Annotated in this window: 22 protein-coding genes; 11 read left to right on the forward strand and 11 right to left on the reverse strand. The window is 68.5% G+C overall.

The annotated features are described in order from the left end of the window. Positions 1-133: 133 nt before the first annotated feature. Positions 134-736, forward strand: a complete 603-nt coding sequence (locus tag CUJ89_RS17775) for a hypothetical protein (RefSeq protein WP_236655025.1) — start codon at positions 134-136, stop codon at positions 734-736. Between the two features lie 124 nt (positions 737-860). On the opposite strand, the gene CUJ89_RS17780 is transcribed toward CUJ89_RS17775, so the two are convergent. The 3 genes from CUJ89_RS17780 to CUJ89_RS17790 are packed head-to-tail and all read right to left on the reverse strand — an operon-like array spanning position 861 to position 3,461. Beyond that, positions 861-1,040, reverse strand: a complete 180-nt coding sequence (locus CUJ89_RS17780) for a hypothetical protein (RefSeq protein WP_034181658.1) — start codon at positions 1,038-1,040, stop codon at positions 861-863. Then, complete coding sequence (cydB, locus tag CUJ89_RS17785) at positions 1,012-2,019, reverse strand: cytochrome d ubiquinol oxidase subunit II (RefSeq protein WP_114178705.1); 1,008 nt, start codon at positions 2,017-2,019, stop codon at positions 1,012-1,014. Before cydB ends, CUJ89_RS17780 begins: the two co-directional genes overlap by 29 nt. Positions 2,020-2,048: 29 nt before the next feature. Next, positions 2,049-3,461 carry a cytochrome ubiquinol oxidase subunit I gene (locus CUJ89_RS17790; RefSeq protein ID WP_114178706.1) on the reverse strand — a complete coding sequence of 471 codons (1,413 nt, stop codon included), beginning with the start codon at positions 3,459-3,461 and terminating at the stop codon, positions 2,049-2,051. Between the two features lie 608 nt (positions 3,462-4,069). Between CUJ89_RS17790 and ltaE the strand changes: the two genes are divergently transcribed. After that, complete coding sequence (ltaE, locus tag CUJ89_RS17795) at positions 4,070-5,083, forward strand: low-specificity L-threonine aldolase (RefSeq protein WP_114178707.1); 1,014 nt, start codon at positions 4,070-4,072, stop codon at positions 5,081-5,083. A gap of 39 nt (positions 5,084-5,122) precedes the next feature. Here ltaE and CUJ89_RS17800 read toward each other — a convergent pair whose 3' ends face one another. Next, positions 5,123-6,031 carry an HTH-type transcriptional regulator ArgP gene (locus tag CUJ89_RS17800; RefSeq protein ID WP_114178708.1) on the reverse strand — a complete coding sequence of 303 codons (909 nt, stop codon included), beginning with the start codon at positions 6,029-6,031 and terminating at the stop codon, positions 5,123-5,125. A gap of 390 nt (positions 6,032-6,421) precedes the next feature. On the opposite strand from CUJ89_RS17800, the gene CUJ89_RS17805 reads away from it, so the two are divergent. Both CUJ89_RS17805 and CUJ89_RS17810 read left to right on the forward strand, forming a co-directional pair. After that, the gene (locus CUJ89_RS17805) at positions 6,422-7,492 is read left to right on the forward strand and encodes a rhodanese-like domain-containing protein (protein ID WP_114178709.1); all 1,071 of its coding nucleotides are present in this window, start codon (positions 6,422-6,424) and stop codon (positions 7,490-7,492) included. A 129-nt stretch (positions 7,493-7,621) separates the two neighbouring features. Beyond that, positions 7,622-8,281: a glutathione S-transferase family protein gene (locus CUJ89_RS17810; protein WP_114181424.1), complete on the forward strand. Its 660-nt coding sequence runs from the start codon at positions 7,622-7,624 to the stop codon at positions 8,279-8,281. A gap of 100 nt (positions 8,282-8,381) precedes the next feature. Here the strand turns inward: CUJ89_RS17810 and CUJ89_RS17815 are convergent, their stop codons facing one another. The 5 genes from CUJ89_RS17815 to CUJ89_RS17835 form a co-directional block, all read right to left on the reverse strand. Then, the gene (locus CUJ89_RS17815) at positions 8,382-9,074 is read right to left on the reverse strand and encodes a phosphatase PAP2 family protein (RefSeq protein WP_114178710.1); all 693 of its coding nucleotides are present in this window, start codon (positions 9,072-9,074) and stop codon (positions 8,382-8,384) included. Between the two features lie 589 nt (positions 9,075-9,663). Continuing rightward, positions 9,664-10,302: a 2-hydroxychromene-2-carboxylate isomerase gene (locus tag CUJ89_RS17820; protein ID WP_114178711.1), complete on the reverse strand. Its 639-nt coding sequence runs from the start codon at positions 10,300-10,302 to the stop codon at positions 9,664-9,666. 115 nt (positions 10,303-10,417) lie between these two features. Continuing rightward, positions 10,418-10,894: an SRPBCC family protein gene (locus tag CUJ89_RS17825; RefSeq protein ID WP_114178712.1), complete on the reverse strand. Its 477-nt coding sequence runs from the start codon at positions 10,892-10,894 to the stop codon at positions 10,418-10,420. A 115-nt stretch (positions 10,895-11,009) separates the two neighbouring features. Then, the gene (locus tag CUJ89_RS17830) at positions 11,010-11,495 is read right to left on the reverse strand and encodes an SRPBCC family protein (protein WP_114178713.1); all 486 of its coding nucleotides are present in this window, start codon (positions 11,493-11,495) and stop codon (positions 11,010-11,012) included. Continuing rightward, the gene (locus tag CUJ89_RS17835) at positions 11,467-11,832 is read right to left on the reverse strand and encodes an ArsR/SmtB family transcription factor (protein ID WP_114178714.1); all 366 of its coding nucleotides are present in this window, start codon (positions 11,830-11,832) and stop codon (positions 11,467-11,469) included. Before CUJ89_RS17835 ends, CUJ89_RS17830 begins: the two co-directional genes overlap by 29 nt. A gap of 192 nt (positions 11,833-12,024) precedes the next feature. Here CUJ89_RS17835 and CUJ89_RS17840 point away from each other — a divergent pair, with 192 nt between their 5' ends. The 3 genes from CUJ89_RS17840 (at position 12,025) to CUJ89_RS17850 (ending at position 13,503) form a co-directional block, all read left to right on the forward strand. Beyond that, the gene (locus CUJ89_RS17840; RefSeq protein ID WP_114178715.1) at positions 12,025-12,555 is read left to right on the forward strand and encodes a GNAT family N-acetyltransferase; all 531 of its coding nucleotides are present in this window, start codon (positions 12,025-12,027) and stop codon (positions 12,553-12,555) included. 34 nt (positions 12,556-12,589) lie between these two features. Next, positions 12,590-12,742 (forward strand): hypothetical protein, encoded by a 153-nt coding sequence (locus CUJ89_RS17845; protein WP_201752361.1) that lies wholly within the window; start codon positions 12,590-12,592, stop codon positions 12,740-12,742. Between the two features lie 182 nt (positions 12,743-12,924). Continuing rightward, the gene (locus CUJ89_RS17850) at positions 12,925-13,503 is read left to right on the forward strand and encodes a hypothetical protein (RefSeq protein ID WP_114178716.1); all 579 of its coding nucleotides are present in this window, start codon (positions 12,925-12,927) and stop codon (positions 13,501-13,503) included. Positions 13,504-13,536: 33 nt separating this feature from the next. Here CUJ89_RS17850 and CUJ89_RS17855 read toward each other — a convergent pair whose 3' ends face one another. Next, on the reverse strand, positions 13,537-14,121 hold the full coding sequence (locus CUJ89_RS17855; protein WP_114178717.1) for a TetR/AcrR family transcriptional regulator: 585 nt from the start codon (positions 14,119-14,121) through the stop codon (positions 13,537-13,539). Between the two features lie 295 nt (positions 14,122-14,416). On the opposite strand from CUJ89_RS17855, the gene CUJ89_RS17860 reads away from it, so the two are divergent. Next, positions 14,417-15,121, forward strand: coding sequence for an SDR family oxidoreductase (locus CUJ89_RS17860; RefSeq protein WP_114178718.1), 705 nt, complete (start codon positions 14,417-14,419; stop codon positions 15,119-15,121). 58 nt (positions 15,122-15,179) lie between these two features. Here CUJ89_RS17860 and fabV read toward each other — a convergent pair whose 3' ends face one another. Continuing rightward, entirely contained in the window at positions 15,180-16,385 is a 1,206-nt protein-coding gene (gene fabV / locus CUJ89_RS17865) for an enoyl-ACP reductase FabV (protein ID WP_114178719.1), read from the reverse strand. Between the two features lie 160 nt (positions 16,386-16,545). On the opposite strand from fabV, the gene CUJ89_RS17870 reads away from it, so the two are divergent. The 3 genes from CUJ89_RS17870 (at position 16,546) to CUJ89_RS17880 (ending at position 18,954) form a co-directional block, all read left to right on the forward strand. Then, positions 16,546-17,079, forward strand: coding sequence for a GbsR/MarR family transcriptional regulator (locus CUJ89_RS17870; RefSeq protein ID WP_006480371.1), 534 nt, complete (start codon positions 16,546-16,548; stop codon positions 17,077-17,079). An 88-nt stretch (positions 17,080-17,167) separates the two neighbouring features. Continuing rightward, entirely contained in the window at positions 17,168-18,487 is a 1,320-nt protein-coding gene (locus tag CUJ89_RS17875) for an SDR family oxidoreductase (protein WP_114181425.1), read from the forward strand. Beyond that, positions 18,484-18,954 (forward strand): DUF2269 family protein, encoded by a 471-nt coding sequence (locus CUJ89_RS17880; protein ID WP_114178720.1) that lies wholly within the window; start codon positions 18,484-18,486, stop codon positions 18,952-18,954. Before CUJ89_RS17875 ends, CUJ89_RS17880 begins: the two co-directional genes overlap by 4 nt. Positions 18,955-18,988: the final 34 nt, after the last annotated feature.

Below are 18,988 nucleotides of genomic sequence, written 5' to 3' on the forward strand. Positions count from 1 at the left end.
GCCGGGGCGCATCCCTATCATGGCGCCGACAGGAGAATGCCCGATGACGATCATAGCGTCGCCCGATTGCCGATCAACTGGAATTTGCCGCCGTCTTCGCGACCGGCGGACGGCGCGGCGCACGATGCGCAGCATGGCAGCGGCGCCGCCCGCGCGCGGTCGCGGCGTGCTGGCGCTTGCCTGTGCCGGGCTGTTCGCGGTGCTGGCCGGGTGCGCGGCGAAGCCGGAAACCGAGCGCCAGATCGGCAGTGGCGGTTCGCTGGTGCGCTACAGCTCGAGCCAGACCGAGGTCGACCTGACGGACGCCGAGCGGCAGACGCTGCGCATGTCGAGCGACCGTCGCTATGCGGGCGCCTCGCAGGCGCGCGTGCTCGACGCGGTGGCCGGCGTGTTGCGCGTGCAGGGCTATGCGCCGGTGACGGTCGATCGCGACGCGGGGCTGATCGAGGCGGGGCGCAGCGACACGCTGATCCCGAAGTGGCGGCAACTGCTGCGCGGCGCGCTGAAGGCGCGTATCGGCGGGTTGCCCGCGAAAGCCGATCACGAGCGCGTGGCCGCCGTCGTGACGGTCCGCGTGACAGGGGCGCGCGATGTCGTCGTGCGCGCGCGGTTCGACCGCACGGTGTGGGACAGCAGCGGCGATTCGCGTACGAAGACCGTGATCGAGCCTGCGTACTACCAGGCCTTCTTCGGTGAAATGGACAAGGCGATGTGCACGACGTCGTGCGAGCGGTGAGCGGCGCGCACGCGCCGATGCAAGGCGGCGTGGCGGGGCGGAAGGAATGGCGTGGTCCGGCGACGAACGGATGCCGGGCGGGGTGCCCGGTGCATCCGTCCTGCGCCGCGGCTGGCCGGGCGGCTTACTTCACCGCAAACAGCGTCAGGTTCATGAAGATCTTGAACGCGTAGCCGAGCGTGACGGCGCCGACTACCCCGCCCGCCCACAGGACGACGAACCACATCCAGCCGCGCATCCGCGGCCGCGGCGCCTCGGGCGGGCGATCGGCGGAATCAGTGGTGGTAGTAATGCTGGTCTTCATGGCGCACCTTGCCTCGGAATACCCAGTAACCCATCGTCGTGTAGGCGATGATGATCGGGAGGATAACCGCTGCGCCGACCAGCGTGAAGGTCTGGCTGGAACGCGGCGCCGCCGCTTCCCAGATCGTCATCGTCTGAGGAATCGCATACGGGAACAGCGTGACGAGCAGGCCGACGTAGCCGAGCAGCACGAGCGCCAGCGCAAGCACGAACGGCGTCATGTCGTGCCGGTCGCGCACCGCGCGGCGCATCCACACCGCGCACCCGGCGACCAGGAACGGCACCGGCAGCAGGCGCCAGAACAGCCCCGAATCGAACCAGCGCTGCGCGATGGCCGGATCCTGCAGCGGCGTCCACAGGCTGACGACCGCGATGAAGCCGAGCAGCACGACCGTCAGCGGCCACACGACGCGATGCAGCCGGCGCTGCAGGTCGCCTTCGGTCTTCGCGACGAGCCAGCAGCAGCCGAGCAGCGCGTAGGTCACGAGCAGGCCGAGGCCCGTCAGCAGGCTGAACGGCGTGAGCCAGTCGAACGCGTCGCCCGCGAACACGCCGTCCTTCACGTTGATGCCCTGCAGGAACGCGCCGAGCGCGATCCCCTGGAAGAACGTCGCGCCGGCCGAGCCGCCGATGAACGCGAGATCCCACAGCTGCTTGGTGCGCCGCGCCTTCGCGCGGATCTCGAACGACACGCCGCGGAAGATCAGGCAGACCAGCATGAAGATCAGCGGCAGGTACAGCGCCGACAGCACGGTCGAATAGACGATCGGGAACACCGCGAACAGGCCGGCGCCGCCGAGCACGAGCCACGTCTCGTTGCCGTCCCACACGGGCGCGACCGTGTTCATCATCAGGTCGCGTTCCTTCTCGTCCGGGAAGAACGGGAAGACGATGCCGATGCCGAGGTCGAAGCCGTCGAGCACGACGTACATGAAGAGCCCCAATGCGATGATCGCGGCCCAGATTACGGTGACGTCCATAGGTTTTCTCGTTTGCGGATGGGGTGGGCTCAGACGGTCTCGATCAACTCGTCGACGGCCGACATCGGGCGGCGCGCGGTGTGATCGGGGCGCGTGTCGGGCGTGTCGTCGTGCTTCTCGTCGGGCAGCGCGGGGCCGGCCTTCATCAGCTTCAGCATGTAGTACACGCCGGTGCCGAACACGAGGAAGTACACGATCACGAACGTCATCATCGACAGGCTCACCTGCTGCACCGACAGCGGCGACACGGCCTGCGCGGTGCGCATCACGCCATACACGACCCACGGCTGGCGGCCCGCTTCGGTCGTCACCCAGCCCGCGAGCAGCGACACGAAGCCGGTCGGGCCCATCACGAGCGCGAAGCGCTGGAACCACCTCGATTCATACAGGCGGCCGCGGCGGCGCAGCAGCCACGCAAGCGCGGCGAGGCCGATCATCGCGAAGCCGAGGCCGACCATGATCCGGAAGCTCCAGAACACGACGGTCGAGTTCGGGCGGTCTTCGGGCGGGAATTCCTTCAGCCCGCGGATCTCGCCGTCCCAGCTGTGCGTGAGGATCAGGCTGCCGAGGTGCGGCACCTTTACCGCGTAGCGGGTCGTTTCCGCCTTCATGTCCGGAATGCCGAACAGGTTGAGCGGCGTGCCGCCCTTTTCGGTTTCCCACAGCCCTTCGATCGCGGCGATCTTCGCGGGCTGGTGCTTCAGCGTGTTGATGCCGTGCTGGTCGCCGATCACGGCCTGCAGCGGCGCGAGCACCAGCAGCAGCCACAGCGCCATCGAGAACATCTTCTTCACGCCCTTGTCGCGGCGGCCCTTCAGCAGGTGCCACGCGCCCGTCGCGGCCACGACCAGCGCGGCGACGATGAACGCGGCGATCGCCATGTGGAACAGGCGGTACGGGAACGACGGGTTGAAGATGATCGCGAACCAGTCGGTCGGCACGACGCGGCCGTCGACGATCTCGAAGCCCTGCGGCGTCTGCATCCAGCTGTTCGACGCGAGGATCCAGAACGTCGAGATCAGCGTGCCGATCGCGACCATCAGCGTCGCGCCGAAGTGCGCGCGCGGGCTCACGCGGTTCCAGCCGAACAGCATGATGCCGAGGAAACCGGCCTCGAGGAAGAACGCGGTCATCACCTCGTACATCAGCAGCGGCCCGGTGACGGCGCCGGCGAAGCTCGAGAAGCCCGACCAGTTGGTGCCGAACTGATAGCTCATCACGACGCCGGAGACGACGCCCATCCCGAACGCGACCGCGAAGATCTTCGACCAGAACAGACAGAGGGTTTTGTAGTACTGCTTGCCGGTCTTGAGCCAGCGATATTCGAGCACGGCGATGAAGCTGGCGAGGCCGATGCTCAGCGCCGGAAAGACGATGTGAAAGGAGACGGTGAACGCGAATTGCAGGCGGGCCAGATCGAGGGCCGAAAATGCGGTGTCCATACCAGATGACCGAAGCTGACGATACCCGCCGGCGGGTGCCGGCGGACCCCGGCAGACAGGCGTCGGGGTTGGCTGGAGTATGTGCCGCGATGTTGCACCGCGAAATGCGCCAACTCGTCGCAGATGTCCAGCCCGTCGCGCGCGATGTCGGGGTAAATCGTTGATTCGTATCAAGAAGGCCGTTCGCGGCGCGCGCGGCCGCGGCGTGGCGGTCTGACGCACGTGCGTCAATATGGCGCGTCGCGTCATTGGAACGGTTTCGCGCGGCGCAGCCATGCGCGGAACCGGTGCAGCATGGCATCGCGCACTGCCGATCCGTTTCGTCGCGTTAGCGCGTAATGCGCGTCGTCGCGCGGGCGGGCCGCCGATGCCGCCGGCGGGTGTCCAGCCGCCGCCGCCGCGGTATTGACGATGACGACGCGCGTGCCCGCCGCGCCCCATTGCGCCGGCCGTGGCCGGGCCGTTCGTCGACGGCGCATGATCGCGTGGCCGCTGCGTAGCGCGACTCGATCCGTCGGCAGCCGCTGCGTGAATTGCGTACACTCTGAGTCTCGTTTCGGCAGGGCCGGGCGCAGGGGTTCCGGTCCGCGTTTACTCAGGGCATAGCGATGATCGATTTACGCAGCGATACCGTGACACGTCCCAGCCAGGCAATGCTGGCCGCGATGACTGCCGCCGAAGTCGGCGACGACGTATGGGGCGACGACCCGACCGTGCTGCGCCTGCAGGCGGTCGCGGCCGAGCGGGCCGGCAAGGAAGCCGGCCTGTTCTTCCCGAGCGGCACGCAGAGCAACTTGGCCGCGCTGATGGCCCATTGCGAGCGCGGCGACGAGTACATCGTCGGCCAGCTCGCGCACACCTACAAGTACGAAGGCGGCGGCGCGGCCGTGCTGGGCAGCATCCAGCCGCAGCCGATCGAGAACGCGCCGGACGGCACGCTGCCGCTCGCGAAGATCGCCGCGGCGATCAAGCCGATCGACAATCACTTTGCCCGCACGCGCCTGCTCGCGCTCGAAAACACGATCGGCGGTCTGGTCTTGCCGGAAGGCTATGTCGAGGAAGCCGTCGCGTTCGCGCGCAGCCGCGGGCTGTCCGCGCACCTCGACGGCGCGCGGGTGTGCAACGCGGCCGTCGCGTCGGGCCGTCCGATCGCCGAGCTGTGCGCGCCGTTCGACAGCGTGTCGATCTGCTTCTCGAAAGGGCTCGGTGCACCGGTCGGCTCGGTGCTGGTCGGCAACCGTGCGCTGGTCGAGCGCGCGCAGCGCTGGCGCAAGGTGCTCGGCGGCGGGATGCGGCAGTCGGGCATTCTCGCGGCGGCCTGCCTGTATGCGCTCGACCACAACGTCGAGCGGCTCGCCGACGATCACGCGAATGCCGCGCATCTCGCGGAAGGCCTCGCGCGCATCGAATCCGTGAAGGTGCTGTCGCATGCGACGAACATGGTGTTCGCGCAATTCCCCGAAGCCGATTGCGCGCCGCTCGAGGCGTGGCTCAAGGAGCGCGGGATCCTCACGCAGATGCTGTACGCGTCGCGTTTCGTCACGCATTGCGACGTGTCGCGCGCGGACATCGACACGTTCCTCGGCGCGGTCGGCGCGTATTTCTCGCAGCGGCGCGCTTGACAGCCGAGGGCCGCGGGCCGGGCCCGTCGCCGGTTCATTTCATTTCGGCAGCGGTGCGAGCAACCGGCGCGCCGCTTCGACGACCCGCGCGGACAGCGACGCCATCGTCGGCGACTGCACGGTCCACGCGTGCCAGTACAGCGTGACGTCGGTCGGATGCGCGGGCGCGAGATCGACGAGCCCCTGCGCGTCGAGCGGCGCGGTGCCGATCAGCGGCTCCGGCACCATCGCGTAGCCGAGCCCGTGCCGCACCGCCGCGAAGTGCGAATGGGTGCCCGGCACGTAGTGACACGGGTACGCGCCTTCGGGCAACCCGAACTTCTCCTTCAGGAACGACGACTGCAGCGTGTCGCGCCGCGAATACGCGACGACGGGCGCGTTGCGTGCGCTCGTGCGGTTCAGCCCGCGCGGAAACCAGCGCACCGCGAACGCGGCGGCCGCGAGCAGCCGGTAGCGCATCGTGCCGAGCGGCGTCGCGATGCAGCCGCGCATCGGCTTCGGCTCGGTCGTCACACAGCCGACGGCCATGCCGCTTTCGAGCAGCGCGAACGTATGGTCCTGGTCCTCGACGATCAGCTCGAACAGGATGCGCTCGCCGGCGAGCACGGAGGCCAGCGCGGGCAGGAACCACGTGCCGAGGCTGTCGGCGTTCAGCGCGATCGTGACGGAGATCGGCGATTCGCGCTCGGTCGCGAGCGTGCTTTGCAGGTCGGCCTGCAGCAGCGCGACGCGGCGCAGGTGCTGCAGCACGCGCTGTCCGGCCACCGTCGGGCGGCACGGGCGCGTGCGCAGCACGAGCGGCGTGCCGAGGCTCGCCTCCAGCGCGCGGACCCGCTGCGTGACGGCGGACGCGGTCACGTGCAGGCGCACGGCCGCCTGCTCGAAGCTGCCCGTGTCGGCGACGGCCAGCAGCGCGGCGGCCTGCTTCGGATCGATCGTCATCGACATGTCGATGGAATTCCTGTGAACCGGGATGAGAACAGGCCGTAGTGTAAGGCAGCGCGCGCAACCATCCGGGCGCGGCGAATCGTCCCGCCGCGTGCCATTCGTCATCGGAATCGGTTGCCGCGCAGGGTGCGCCGGCGGCGCGCGCATTTTGATCTACGCTGTATGAATGTGCGAAACGCGGCAGGCGCGATGGCGGTTGCCCGGCGGCGATGTCATCATGCCGACGTCGGTGCCGGATGACGATGCGCAGCAGACGCAGCCGCGAGCTTCCGGGTCAGGCGGCGCGGCCGGCATACGCCGGGGCGGCACTCGCGCCCGCCCGCGCGTCGGCGACATGCAGCGTACCGGCCGGACCACACCAACCTGAACAGTCGACGGAGCGACCTCACGATGATCTTCCGGCAACTTTTCGACCCGCAATCGTCGACTTACACGTATCTGCTCGCCGACCGTGCGTCGCGCGAAGCGCTGCTGATCGATCCCGTGTTCGAACAGGTGCGCCGCGACGCGGCGCTGCTCGACGAACTCGGGCTGCGGCTCGTCGCGACCGTCGACACGCACGTGCATGCCGATCACGTGACGGGCGCGTGGCTGCTGAAGCAGCGCACGGGCAGCACGATCGCGATCTCGGCCGCGAGCGGCGCGCAGGGCGCCGACCGCTACCTGAACGACGGCGACCGCTGCGCGTTCGGCGCGCGCTACCTGACCGTGCGCGCGACGCCCGGCCACACGAGCGGCTGCATCAGCCTCGTGCGCGACGACGAATCGATGGCGTTTACCGGCGATTGCCTGCTGATCCGCGGCACGGGCCGCACCGACTTCCAGCAGGGCGACCCGCGCGCGCTGTATCGCGCGGTGCACGGCCGGCTCTTCACGCTGCCGGCCGCGTGCCTGCTGTATCCGGCGCACGACTATCGCGGGCTCACCGTGACGAGCGTCGGCGAGGAGCGGCGCTTCAATCCGCGCCTCGGCGGCGATCTCAGCGAAGACGATTTCGCGGGCTACATGCGCAACCTCGGCCTCGCGCACCCGCGCCAGATCGACGTCGCGGTGCCGGCGAACCTGCAGTGCGGCGTCGCGGCGAACGCGCCCGATGCGCACGCGGCGGCCGACTGGGCGCCGCTCGTCTATACGTTTGCCGGGTTCTGGGAAATCGATCCGCAATGGCTCGAGGATCATCTGCCGGCAGTGCAGGTCGTCGATGTGCGCGAGCCGGACGAATTCACGGGCCCGCTCGGCCACCTGCCCGGCGCGACGCCGATCCCGCTCGGCGAACTGGCCGCGCGCGCCGGCGAGATCGCGCGCGACCGGCCGGTCGTGACCGTGTGCCGGGCCGGCGGGCGATCCGCGCAGGCGACCGTCATCCTGCTGAAGGCCGGCTTCGACGCGGTCGCGAATCTCGGCGGCGGGATGCTGCGCTGGCGCGCCGAAGGGCGCGTCGTGATGGACGGCCGGTCGTAGCGGCGCGACACCGCGCGGCGAAAAAAATTTCCGGACCGATGTCGAAACGGCTATGCGCCGTTCGTCGTCAAGGTATCCGATCACGTGGCGCCGCACGACGCGGCGCCGAAACCCCTGAGAGACCCCGCGATGATGCCGACGCTTTACGCCCATCCCTTTTCGTCCTACTGCCAGAAGGTGCTGACCGCGCTGTACGAGAACGGCACGCCGTTCGAGTATCGCGTGCTCGCGCACGACGATCCGAAGCCGATGCAGGAACTGACCGCGCTGTGGCCGCTGAAGCGCTTTCCGGTGCTCGTCGATGCGGGCCGCACGGTGGTCGAGGCGTCGATCATCGTCGAGTATCTCGGCCTGAACCATCCGGGCCCCGTGCGCCTGCTGCCCGACGACCCGCACGCGGCGCTCGAGGTGCGGATGATGGATCGCTTCTTCGACAACTACGTGTCGACGCCGCAGCAGAAGGTCGTGCACAACGCGCTGCGGCCGGAAGCCGAGCGCGATGCGCGGGGTGTCGCCGACGCGCGCGCGATGCTCGATACGTCGTATGCGTGGCTGGACCAGAAGATGGCCGATCGCGAATGGGCGGCCGGCGACCGCTTCAGCCTCGCCGATTGCGGTGCGGCGCCATTCCTGTTCTATGCGGACTGGACGCACCGGATCGATCCGTCGTTCGCGAACGTGATCGCGTACCGCAAGCGTCTGCTCGCGCGTCCGTCGTTCGCGCGAGCGGTCGACGAGGCGCGGCCGTATCGATCGTTCTTTCCGCTCGGCGCGCCCGATCGCGACTGACTGGCGCGGCCGTCGCACGGCGTGCCGCCGCCGCGCACGGCCGGCAGCGCGCGCCTGGGCGGCGGAACGTAAGCAGCGGCAGCATCGCGGTGCCTGCCCGTCACATCGTGTGCGTGGCCGACTGCGCGAGCGTCAGCAGTTCGTCGAACTGCGTGATCAGCTCGAAGCACAGCAGGAACGCGAGCGTATAGGCCGGCGCGGGAAAGCGCCGGATCATCGCCAGCACCTGCGGCGCGAAGCGCGACCGGATCGCGTCGCGCGTCAGCAGCCATGCGATCGCGATGCCGATCGCGGCGCCCGCGATCAGGTCGGTCGGATAGTGGAAGCCGAGATACGCGCGCGGCAGGCAGATGAACACGGCGGCATACAGCAGCGCGAACACGCCAACGCGGCGCGCGATGATGAAGATGCCGGCCGCGATCGCCATCCACAGCATCGCGTGATCGCTCGGAAACGAACTCCATGCCTGCAGCGTGGCCGCGCGCAGTCCTGCCGACGGGAAGTGCAGGTGCAGGTCGGGGTTGTAGATCGGCCGCACGCGGAACGGCAGCACCTGGGCGAGCAGCCGGCCGAACGCGAGCGCGACGAGCCCGCTCGCGACCGTCGCGACGACCAGTTCGCGCTGCCGCTCGCGGTTCGGGCCCGGCTGGAACCACAGCCAGCACAGCACGGGTATGAGCACGAAGCCCTTGAATGTGTACAGGCCCGCGATTACGCGGATCGCGTGATTCATCAGCGGGCCGAACGTCAAGTGGGTGAGGAAGATCTGGATTGTGGTGTCGAAATTGTTCATGTTCTGTGACCCCGGCGGACGCGCAGCGCGTGGCGCGCGGCCGGCAGGATCAGGTAGCGCGCTCGTACCGGAGCGCAACGGGGGGCAAGTATGTCACCCGTTATTTCGAAGAAAATGCGAAAAAATACCGGGAATCCCCTGATAAAACGTGGCTGCGTGCCGGGGCCGGATGGGACAGGGCCGGGCGGCGGGGCACCGTCGAATCATCCGATGTTTGTGGGCCGATGCGGACGGCCACCGGGAAAATATTTGGTTGAACTGGACAATTCGGCAGGCTGGTGCGGACCTTGCACCGGATGAACGAATGCGGTGCAAAGTCCGCTCGAATCTGCCGGGCCGCGCGGCGCGCTGCATGCGCCGATCGAAAATAAAAGAAAAGGCGGGCAAGCCCTGTGAGCCTTCCCGCCCTGGCTGCGCGATGCCGAATTTCAGTTGCGCCAGATCCGCACGGCGAGCGCGGCCAGCGACTTCGCGACGGCCAGCGCGGTCACCGCATTCCAGCCCAGTTGCGCGAGCAACAAACAGGCTGGCAGAGCGCCTTGCGCGCGGCCAACTCGTCCACCTCGCACCCGCGTGGCAGGCCGCGCCGTCAGCCCCTCCGGATCCCTTCGGGCAGCACGCTGATGCGGCGCACCTCGGGTGAGTCGAGCCACGCGTGCGACGTGGCGCAGTCGACGAACATGCCGGTCGCATCCTCGCCCCAGAACAGGTCGCCGTCGAGTTCGAAGGTCGGCACGCCGAACACGCCGTGCGCGATCGCGAGATCCGTGTTCGCGCGCAGCGCGTCCTTCACCGGCTGTGCTTCGACGGCCGTCACGCCTTCCGGAAAGCCGACGGCTTCGCACAATGCGGCGAAGCCTTCCGGCGTCGACACGTCATGGCCGTCGCGCCAGATATGCCGGAAGATCCGCCGGATCGCGTCGGGCGAGCTGCCCATCGCGATCGCGAGGCGCAGCGGCTTGATCGGGTTGAACGGGTGCGCGGGCGGCATCCGGTAGGCAATGCCGAGCTTGTCCGCGCGGTATTGCGCGTGGCGATAGGTAAAGAGGCGTTTTGCCGGGATCTCCGCCGGCGCTTTCTGGCCCCAGTGCGCGAGCAGCGCGCCGAGCACGATCGGCTTCGGTTCGAAGGCCGCGGCGGGCGGCAACGCGTCGAACTGTTCCTGCTGCAGGTAGGCGAACGGCGAAACGAAATCGAAATACCAGGTGGCGGTGCGCGTGGCGCTCATGGCGAGAGTTTCCTCGTGCGGGTCCGGATGGATCGGGTGAGGGCCAGTGTCGCACGCGGCGGCGTTTCGCGCTGCCGTACCGCATTCCCGCTGCCGGCGCGAACGGCCACGGTCGCTACCCGGCCTCCACCAGCGCCGCGAGCTTCTCCAGCGCCATGCGCCAGCCGGTCTCGTTGTCGGCGGCCGGCACGCCGGGCGGCACCCCGTCGTGCACGGCGTCCACGCGCGTGCCGCCCGCTTCGTCGGACAGCGTGATCGTGATCGTCATTGCGCCGCGCAGCATCGGATCGTCGGTCTCGAACACGTCGATCTCGACGATCTGCTCGTCCGGCACGAGCGTGACGAAGCGGCCGTGATAGGTATCGGTGTGCGCCGTGGTCTTGCCGGCGCCGGCCGACGGTGCGTCGTAGCTCAGCGAGACGCGCAGCGCGCCGCCTTCGCGTGCATCGTACGCATGCACGCGGCACGTCATGCCGTCGGGCACCTTCCATTGCTCGACCGCGTGCGGGTCGAGCAGCGCGCGGTAGACGCGCCCGCGCGGTGCGTTCAGGTGCCGGCTGACCCGGGTCGAATGCGTGTGCGTGTGCAACATGTCGCCTCCCGCGGAGCGCGCGCGACGGCGCCCGCTGGATGCCGACGGGCCGTCATGGTTCCTTCAGGAATCGTAGGCGCGGGCGCGGCGGCATGCAATCACGGTGCACCCGCGTTCAGCGCAGCGCGGCCGCGAATTCGTCGAGCTGCGTGATGCAGGTGTTCCAGCCTTCGAAGAAGCCGAGCGCTTCGTGACGCTCGCGCGTCGCGGCATCGGGGTGCATCACGCGCGCCTCGTAGCGGCTGCCCGCATCGTCGTCGGCCATCGTGATGATCGCCGTGAAGCCCATCCACGGCACCTGCGGCCGCCAGCCGCCCGTGAGCATCGACGTGAACGCAATGCGCGATTCGGGCACGATTTCGACGAAGCAGCCGGGATTGTCGCTGGTGCCGCCATCGGGGCCGCGCATATACGTGTGGAAGGCGCCGCCCGGCCGCAGGTCGAACGCGCGCACCTCGGTGGTCCATGGCTTGGGGCACCACCATTCCTTCAGCAATTCGGGGTCGGTCCAGGCACGCCACAGCGCCTGGCGCGGTGCGCGCAGCGTGCGCGTGATGACGAGATCGTGGGCTTCAGCGGGTTCGACGCGGCTTGCTGACATCTTGCTTCTCCTGGTGACGGCGTTCGACGAATTCGACAAGACGATCGGATCGCGCTTCCCACAGCGCGCGCTGCGCGGCGAGCCATGCTTCGGCCTCGGTCAGCCGGCTGCCGACCAGCGCGCACGTGCGCGAGCGGCCGGTTTTCCGGGTCTGGACGAGGCCGCTGCGCTCGAGCACGGCGACATGCTTCATGAACGACGGCAGCGCCATGTCGAACGGCGCGGCCAGCGCGGAGACGGTCCGCTCGCCCTGGCCGAGCGCGCTGACGATCGCGCAGCGCGTCGGATCGGCGAGGGCGTGGAATACGTCGCTGATGCCGGGTTGAAAGTTAGCCATGCGGCTAAGTATAGGCGATGCAGCGGGAATTTTCGTCGCGTAGGATGATGGGGCGGTAACGCGTGCCGACCGGGCGTCGCGTTGCCGGCCGCCTGCCGCCGTTGCGCGAGCCGCGACGATCCGCCGGCGTTCTTTCCGATCCGGGCGCATGCCGAACCGACGTGCGCGGCCCGACTGACTACCGGAGTTGGCATGACCGAACCTGTTACCGTCCGCCGCGTCGGCGCGAGCGATGCGAGAGCCTGTGTCGACGCGCTGGCCGACGTGCTGATCGACTGCGTCGAGGGCGGCGCGTCCGTCAGCTTCATGTTGCCGATCGGGCGGCCGACTGCCGTCGCGTTCTGGTCGCGCGTGGCCGATGGCGTGGGGAACGGCGAGCGCATCCTGCTCGTCGCCGAGGACGCGGCCGGCCGGATCGTCGGCACCGTGCAGGTCGTGACCGGGCAGCCCGAGAACCAGCCGCATCGCGCGGATATCGCGAAGATGCTCGTGTCGCGGCACGCGCGTCGGCAGGGCGTGGCCGCGCACCTGATGGCGGCGGCCGACGCGGCCGCGCGCGACGCCGGCAAGACCGTTCTCGTGCTCGACACCGTGACGGGCGGCGACGCCGAGCGGCTGTACGAGCGGGCCGGCTGGCAGAGTGTCGGGGTCGTGCCGAACTATGCGCTGATGCCCGACGGCGCGCTGTGCGCAACGACGTTCTTCCACAAGCAGCTCGCGTAGCGGCGCGTGTCCGCGTCGCTCATCGGCATCCGCCATGCATCCCGTCGCCCCGGCTCTCGTGTTCACCACGCTCGCGGCCGGTGTCGTCGCGTTGTTCGCGCCTGCGCTGCTCGCGGCCGCCTGGCGACGCCGCACGCAGGTGCCGCACGCAGGCGCCGGCGCCGCACGCACCGGGCGCGCCGCGTGACGCGCGTCGCCCGTTCGGGATGGCCGATCGTGACGGCGAGCGCGGGGACGTTTCTCCGGTCGCGCCGAGCGCCGCCCGGCGGCCGGCAGTCGGGCGGAAAGAAAAGCAGGGCCGGCATCCTCGCCGGTCCGATATATTCACGCGGGAAGACTCCAACGGAACGCCACGGAACCGCCGCCTCGATGAAACGCTCCCACGTCGCTTTCGCCCTCACGGGCCTGCTCGTCGCGCTGCCGATTGCCGCGTATGCGCTCGTCAAGCCGCTGCGTGTCGTCGCGCCCGCGCTGATACCCGGCGTGTCCTGCCCGAGCGCCGATATCTGCACGGACGATATAGCGAAGCTCGGCGACGCGCAGCAACTCTATCGCGACGGCTATGCGCGCGCGGCGGCGGCCGTTGGTGCGTTCCGGGATGCGCCGCGCGTCGTGTTCTGTTCGACGCGCGCGTGCGCCGACGCATTCGGCCTCGGCGCACGTGCGGCGCTGACGCTCGGCAATTTCGGCGTGGTCGTGGCGCCGCGCGGCTGGCAGACCTACTTTCTCGCGCACGAGCTGATCCATCATCGTCAGGCCGAGGTGCTCGGCAACCTGGCCGTCGTGACCAAGCCGCGATGGCTGATCGAAGGGATGGCGTATTCGCTCAGCGAAGATCCGCGCCATCCGCTGACGGAGCCGTTCGAAGCGTGGCGCATGCGTTTTGACGCGTGGCATGCGGCGCTGGGCGGGCAGCCGTTGTGGGATGCCGCGCGGGCGGTCGAATAGCGCGGGAGGGGCGGCGCGTCGCCGCGCGCGCCGTTACGCCGGCGCGACCGGATCGGTGCGTTCGCCGGTGAGCGTGTGCCGTCCCGCCTCGAGGATCTCGTCGGCCAACATGGGATCGGCGCCGGCGATCGCGCGCGACAGCACGAGCGCCCCGACCATCTGGCTGAAGACTGCGATTGCGTCGCGCCGCGTTTGCGCCGGCGTCGCGCCTTCCGTTGCCACCATCCGTTCCAGCCGGTCGAGATAGGCGGCGAGGCCGTGCGCGTAGCACGCGCGTGCCGCATCGGTCAGCCGCGGCGCGTCGCCCGCGAAGCCGGACAGCGGGCACCCGGCCTCGACGTTGTCGCGATGCGCGGCCGACAGATAGGACGCCACCTGCGTGGCGAGACTGCCGGCGTTCGGCGAATCCGCGCGGTCCTGCATCGCCTTTTCCATCACCTCGGCGACCAGCGCATCTTTCGACTTGAAGTGGTTGTAGAAGCCGCCCTGCGTGAAGCCGGCTTCCTTCATCAGCTCCGTCAGCCCCACGGCGTCGACGCCGCGCACCCGGAACAGCCGTTCGGCGGCCACGACGATCGCGCTCCGGTTCTCTGCAGCCTGCTGTCTTGACACGCCCATCGATCCCTCCCTGATTCTGCTGATCGCGTCGATTGAAAAACACAATGGTGATCACAATTGACATGCTCGGGCGGCGCGAACACAATGCACCGCAAAGACAATGGTGATCGACATTGATATCGAGTGTAGCCGACTTGGCGGGCAGTGCGAAGCCGCGGCTGGAATACAGATGGAAGTCGGTCGCGGTCCTGGGTGCCGCAACGGTTCGGTATGCCATGGCAGCCTGGTTTTCCACCGGATCTCACGCGCGCGGCGAGCCGGCGCGCATGCGATTCATCATGCAAAGGGACGGATCATGAAGATCGAAGGTGCTGTTGTTTTCGTGACGGGCGCGAACCGCGGGCTCGGGCTCGAGTTTGCGAAGCAGGCGCTCGCAAGAGGGGCGCGGAAGGTCTATGCGGCGGCGCGCGATCCGGCCACCGTGACGCTGCCGGGTGTCGTGCCCGTGAAGCTCGACGTGACCGATCCGGCGGCCGTCGCCGCGGCTGCCGACACGGCGCGCGACGTCACGCTGCTGATCAACAACGCCGGCATCGCGCGGTTCGGCAGCCTGACGGACGATGGCGCGCCCGACGCGTTGCGCGATCACTTCGAAACCAATGTGTTCGGGATGCTGGCGATGTCGCGGGCGTTTGCGGGGACCCTCGCCGGTCATGGCGGCGGCGCGATCCTGAACGTGCTGTCGGTCGCGAGCTGGGTGAACCGGCCGATCCTGTCGGGCTACGGCGTGTCCAAATCGGCCGCGTGGGCGCTGACCAACGGGCTGCGCCATTCGCTGCGCGAGCAGCGCACGCAGGTCGTCGGGCTGCATGCGGGTTTCATCGATACCGACCTGACGCGCGGCCTCGACGTGCCCAAGGCAACGCCGGCCGACGTCGTGCGTCAGGCCTACGAAGCAATCGAAGCGGGAGCGGAGGAAGTGTCGACCGACGAGTTCACGCGGCAGGTGAAGGCCACGCTGTCGGCGGGCGTCTATCTGGAAGAGCCGGCGCCGCGTTGACGCCGCCGGCAAGGCGAAGCCGCCGCCCGCGCTGCGCGCGCGGCGGCGGGCCGTGCCGTCAGGCCGTCGTGGTGTCGATGATGCCCGGGATCTTCACGTCCGGGTTCACGTCCGCTTCGTAGTCGACGCCGGCGATCTCGAAGCCGAACAGCCGCAGGAACTCGGTCTTGTAGCCGGCGAAGTCGGTCAGCTCGTACAGGTTGTCGTTCGTGACCTGATCCCACAGCGCGACGACCTTCGCCTGCACCTGCGGATCGAGTTCCTTGTAGTCCGCGCGCAGGCGGCCTGCTTCGTCGACGTGCGGCGTCGCGCCGTACAGGCTGTCCTTGAGGAGCCCGTACACCTGCTCGATGCAGCCTTCGTGCGTGCCGGTTTCCTTCATCACCTTGAACAGCAGCGACAGGTAGAGCGGCATCATCGGGATCGCCGAGCTGGCCTGCGTGACGACGGCCTTCAGCACCGACACGCGCGCATCGCCGCCGTGCGTGGCCAGCGTTTCGCGGATCGACAGCACCTTCTTGTCGAGATCCTTCTTCGCTTCGCCGATCGAGCCGTTCCAGTAGATGTCGTGCGTGATCTGCTCGCCGAGATACGTGAACGCGGTCGTCTTCGCGCCGTCGGCCAGCACGCCGGCTTCATGCAGCGCGTCGAGCCACATCTGCCAGTCCTCGCCGCCCATCACGGCGACGGTGCCGTCGATCTCTTCCTGCGTCGCCGGTTCGAGCGCGACGTCGCGGATCACTTCCTTGTCGGTGTCGAGGCCGCGGAACGTGACCGCCTTGCCGATCGGCTTGAGCGTCGAGCTGATGGTTTCGCCCGTCTTCGGATGCGTGCGGCGCGGTGCCGCGAGGCTGTAGACGACGAGATCGACCTTGCCGAGATCCTGCTTAATGGTGTCGATCGTGACCTGCTTGACCTTGTCGGAGAATGCGTCGCCGTTGATGCTGCGCGCATAGAGCCCCTTTTCCGCCGCGAATTTCTCGAACGCGGCGCTGTTGTACCAGCCGGCCGTGCCGGGCTTCGATTCGCTGCCGGCGCGCTCGAAGAACACGCCGAGCGTGTCCGCGCCCGAGCCGAATGCGGCCGAGATCCGGGCGGCGAGGCCGTAGCCGGTCGACGCGCCGATCACGAGCACCTTTTTCGGGCCATTGGCGATCGGGCCGTGCGAAGTCACGTAGTCGATCTGTTCCTTGACGTTGGCTTCGCAGCCGACCGGATGAGTCGTCACGCAGATGAAGCCACGCACGCGCGGTTTGATGATCATGGAAACCTCTTGTCAGAAAGGCGGAAACGGCCTGAAATCGGAAAAATCCCGCGCATTGTAAAGGAAGCCGCCGATCGCGGGCGGGCGCGGCCGGAAGCTGCCGGATCGCCCGGTTATTTCTCTCTTGACAGAAATAACTGAAATGACTAAATTTCACGTCATGGAACTCACACCGATTGCCGAACGATTCATTCTCCACTGGGGCGAAATGGGCTCGCGGTGGGGCGTCAACCGAACCGTCTCGCAGATCCACGCGCTGCTCTACCTGGCTGGCCGGCCGGTCGCGGCCGACGAGATCGCCGAGACGCTCAACGTCGCGCGCTCCAACGTCAGCACGAGCCTGAAGGAACTGCAGGCGTGGCGGCTTGCGAAGGTCGTGCATGTGCTGGGCGACCGCCGCGATCATTTCGAGACGTCGACCGACATCTGGGAACTGTTCAAGCTGATCGTCGAAGGGCGCCGGCAGCGCGAGATCGAGCCGACGCTTACGGTGTTGCGCGATTGCCTGACGAATCCCGAGATCGCCAACGAGAGCCGCGAGACCGAACAGCGCATCCGCGACACGCTGCAGTTCGTCGAGACGCTCACGACCTGGTCGGACGAGATGCTGCGACTCAAGCCCGATACGCTGATGAAGGCGCTCGGCATCGGCGCGAAGATCAGCCAGACGGTCAGGCGCAAGCCGTCGAAGTAAGCGGTATGGGAAGTGCGGGCAGGCAGCCCGCATTTTTTGGGGTCGTTGTTTCTGTCGTTACAGAAATAACTGTAAATAGAGGATGAAAATGAACGCAGTCTTGCCGTCGACCCGCCAGCATGGCCGCACCGGGGCGTGCAGCATGACCGTCCTCGTCTGCGGCGCGAACGGCTTCATCGGCCGGGCACTGTGCGCGCAGCTCGAAGCCGGCGGCCATCGCGTGCTGCGCGGCGTGCGTCATGCGGCCGGCCCGTGCGACGTCGCGATTGACTTCGCGAAGGACATCGATCCTGAATCGTGGCTTGCGCGGCTGGAGGGCGTCGACGTGGTGATCAATGCGGTCGGCATCCTCGGCGATCAACGCGGCGCGACGCTCGACACCGTGCATCGCGCCGCGCCGTGCGCGCTTTTCACAGCGTGCTGCCGTACGCGCGTGCGGCGCGTGATCCAGATTTCGGCGCTCGGCGCCGAGCGCGGCGATACGCGGTACTTCGCGAGCAAGGACGCGGCTGACCGCTTCCTGCAGACGCTGCCGATCGATTTCCGGATCGTGCGCCCCGCGCTCGTCTACGGCGCGGCCGGCACGTCGGCGCGGTTGTTCCGGATGCTCGCGAGCCTGCCCGTGCAGGCACTGCCGGCGGGCGGCCATCAACGGCTGCGCCCCGTGCACGTCGACGATCTCGCCGAACTCGTCGCGCGGCTCGTCGCGCAGTGCGTCGATTCGCCCGCGGCCGGCAGCCCGGTGATCGACGTGGTCGGCAACGACGAAGTCGAATACCGCGAGATGCTGGCCTGCTACCGCGCCGCTCTGGGATTTCCGCCGGCCGCCTGCGTGACGCTGCCGGGCCCGCTGGCCGGCGCGGCGGCCGCGCTGCTCGGCATGCTGCCGGGCGCGATGTTCACGCGTGACACGTGGACGATGCTGCGCGGCGGGAACACCGGCGATCCGGCGGCCGCCACGGCCGTGCTCGGCCGGCCGCCGCGCGGTATCGGCGGTTTCATCGGCGCGGAGGCCGCTGCGCTGCGTCGCGACGCGCTCGCGATGTGGCGGCGCCCGTTGCTGCTGGGCGCGCTCGCGATCGTCTGGATCTGGACGGCCATCGCAAGCGCGTTCATTCATCCGCTGGGCGCGAGCCTCGCGCTGCTCGCGCATGCGCACCTGACGGGGCTGCCTGCGCTGATCGCGCTCTACGCGGCAAGCGCGCTGGACTTCGCGTTCGGCATCGCGACCGTCGTCGCGCCGTCCCGCCGCCTGTGGGCCGCGCAAGCCGCGCTGATCGTCGCGTATTCGGCTGTCATCGCGGTCACGATGCCCGGCCTGCTGGCCGAACCGTTCGGCCCCGTGCTCAAGAACGTGCCGATTCTCGCCATCCTGTTGATCCTGTTTGCAGAAGAAGAACAAGCATGAATACCTATCTCGTCGTCAAGGCGCTGCATATCCTGTCCTCGGTGCTGCTGGTCGGCACGGGGTTCGGCACCGCGTTCTACCTGTTCTTCGCGAACCGCACGCGGTCGGTGCCCGCGATCGCGGCCGTGTCGCGACTCGTGGTGCGCGCGGACTGGTGGTTCACGACGCCGGCCGTGATCTTCCAGCCGGCGTCCGGGCTGTGGCTCGCGCACACGGCCGGCTGGCCGTGGCATACGCCGTGGCTCATGGCATCGATCGTGCTGTACGCGATCGCCGGCGCGTGCTGGCTGCCGGTCGTGTGGCTGCAGGTCGAACTCGCCGCGATCGCGAAGCTCGCTCACGCGGGCGGCGACGCCGCACTGCCGGAGCGGTACTGGCGCTATGCGAAGCGCTGGGAACTGCTCGGCTATCCGGCGTTCTTCGCGATGCTGTCCGTCTACTTCCTGATGGTGCTCAAGCCGATGTAGGCGTGTCGCCGCTGCGCGGGAGCGGCGGTGCGGC

The organism is Burkholderia pyrrocinia, assembly GCF_003330765.1.
Classification (GTDB): Bacteria; Pseudomonadota; Gammaproteobacteria; order Burkholderiales; family Burkholderiaceae; genus Burkholderia; species Burkholderia pyrrocinia_B.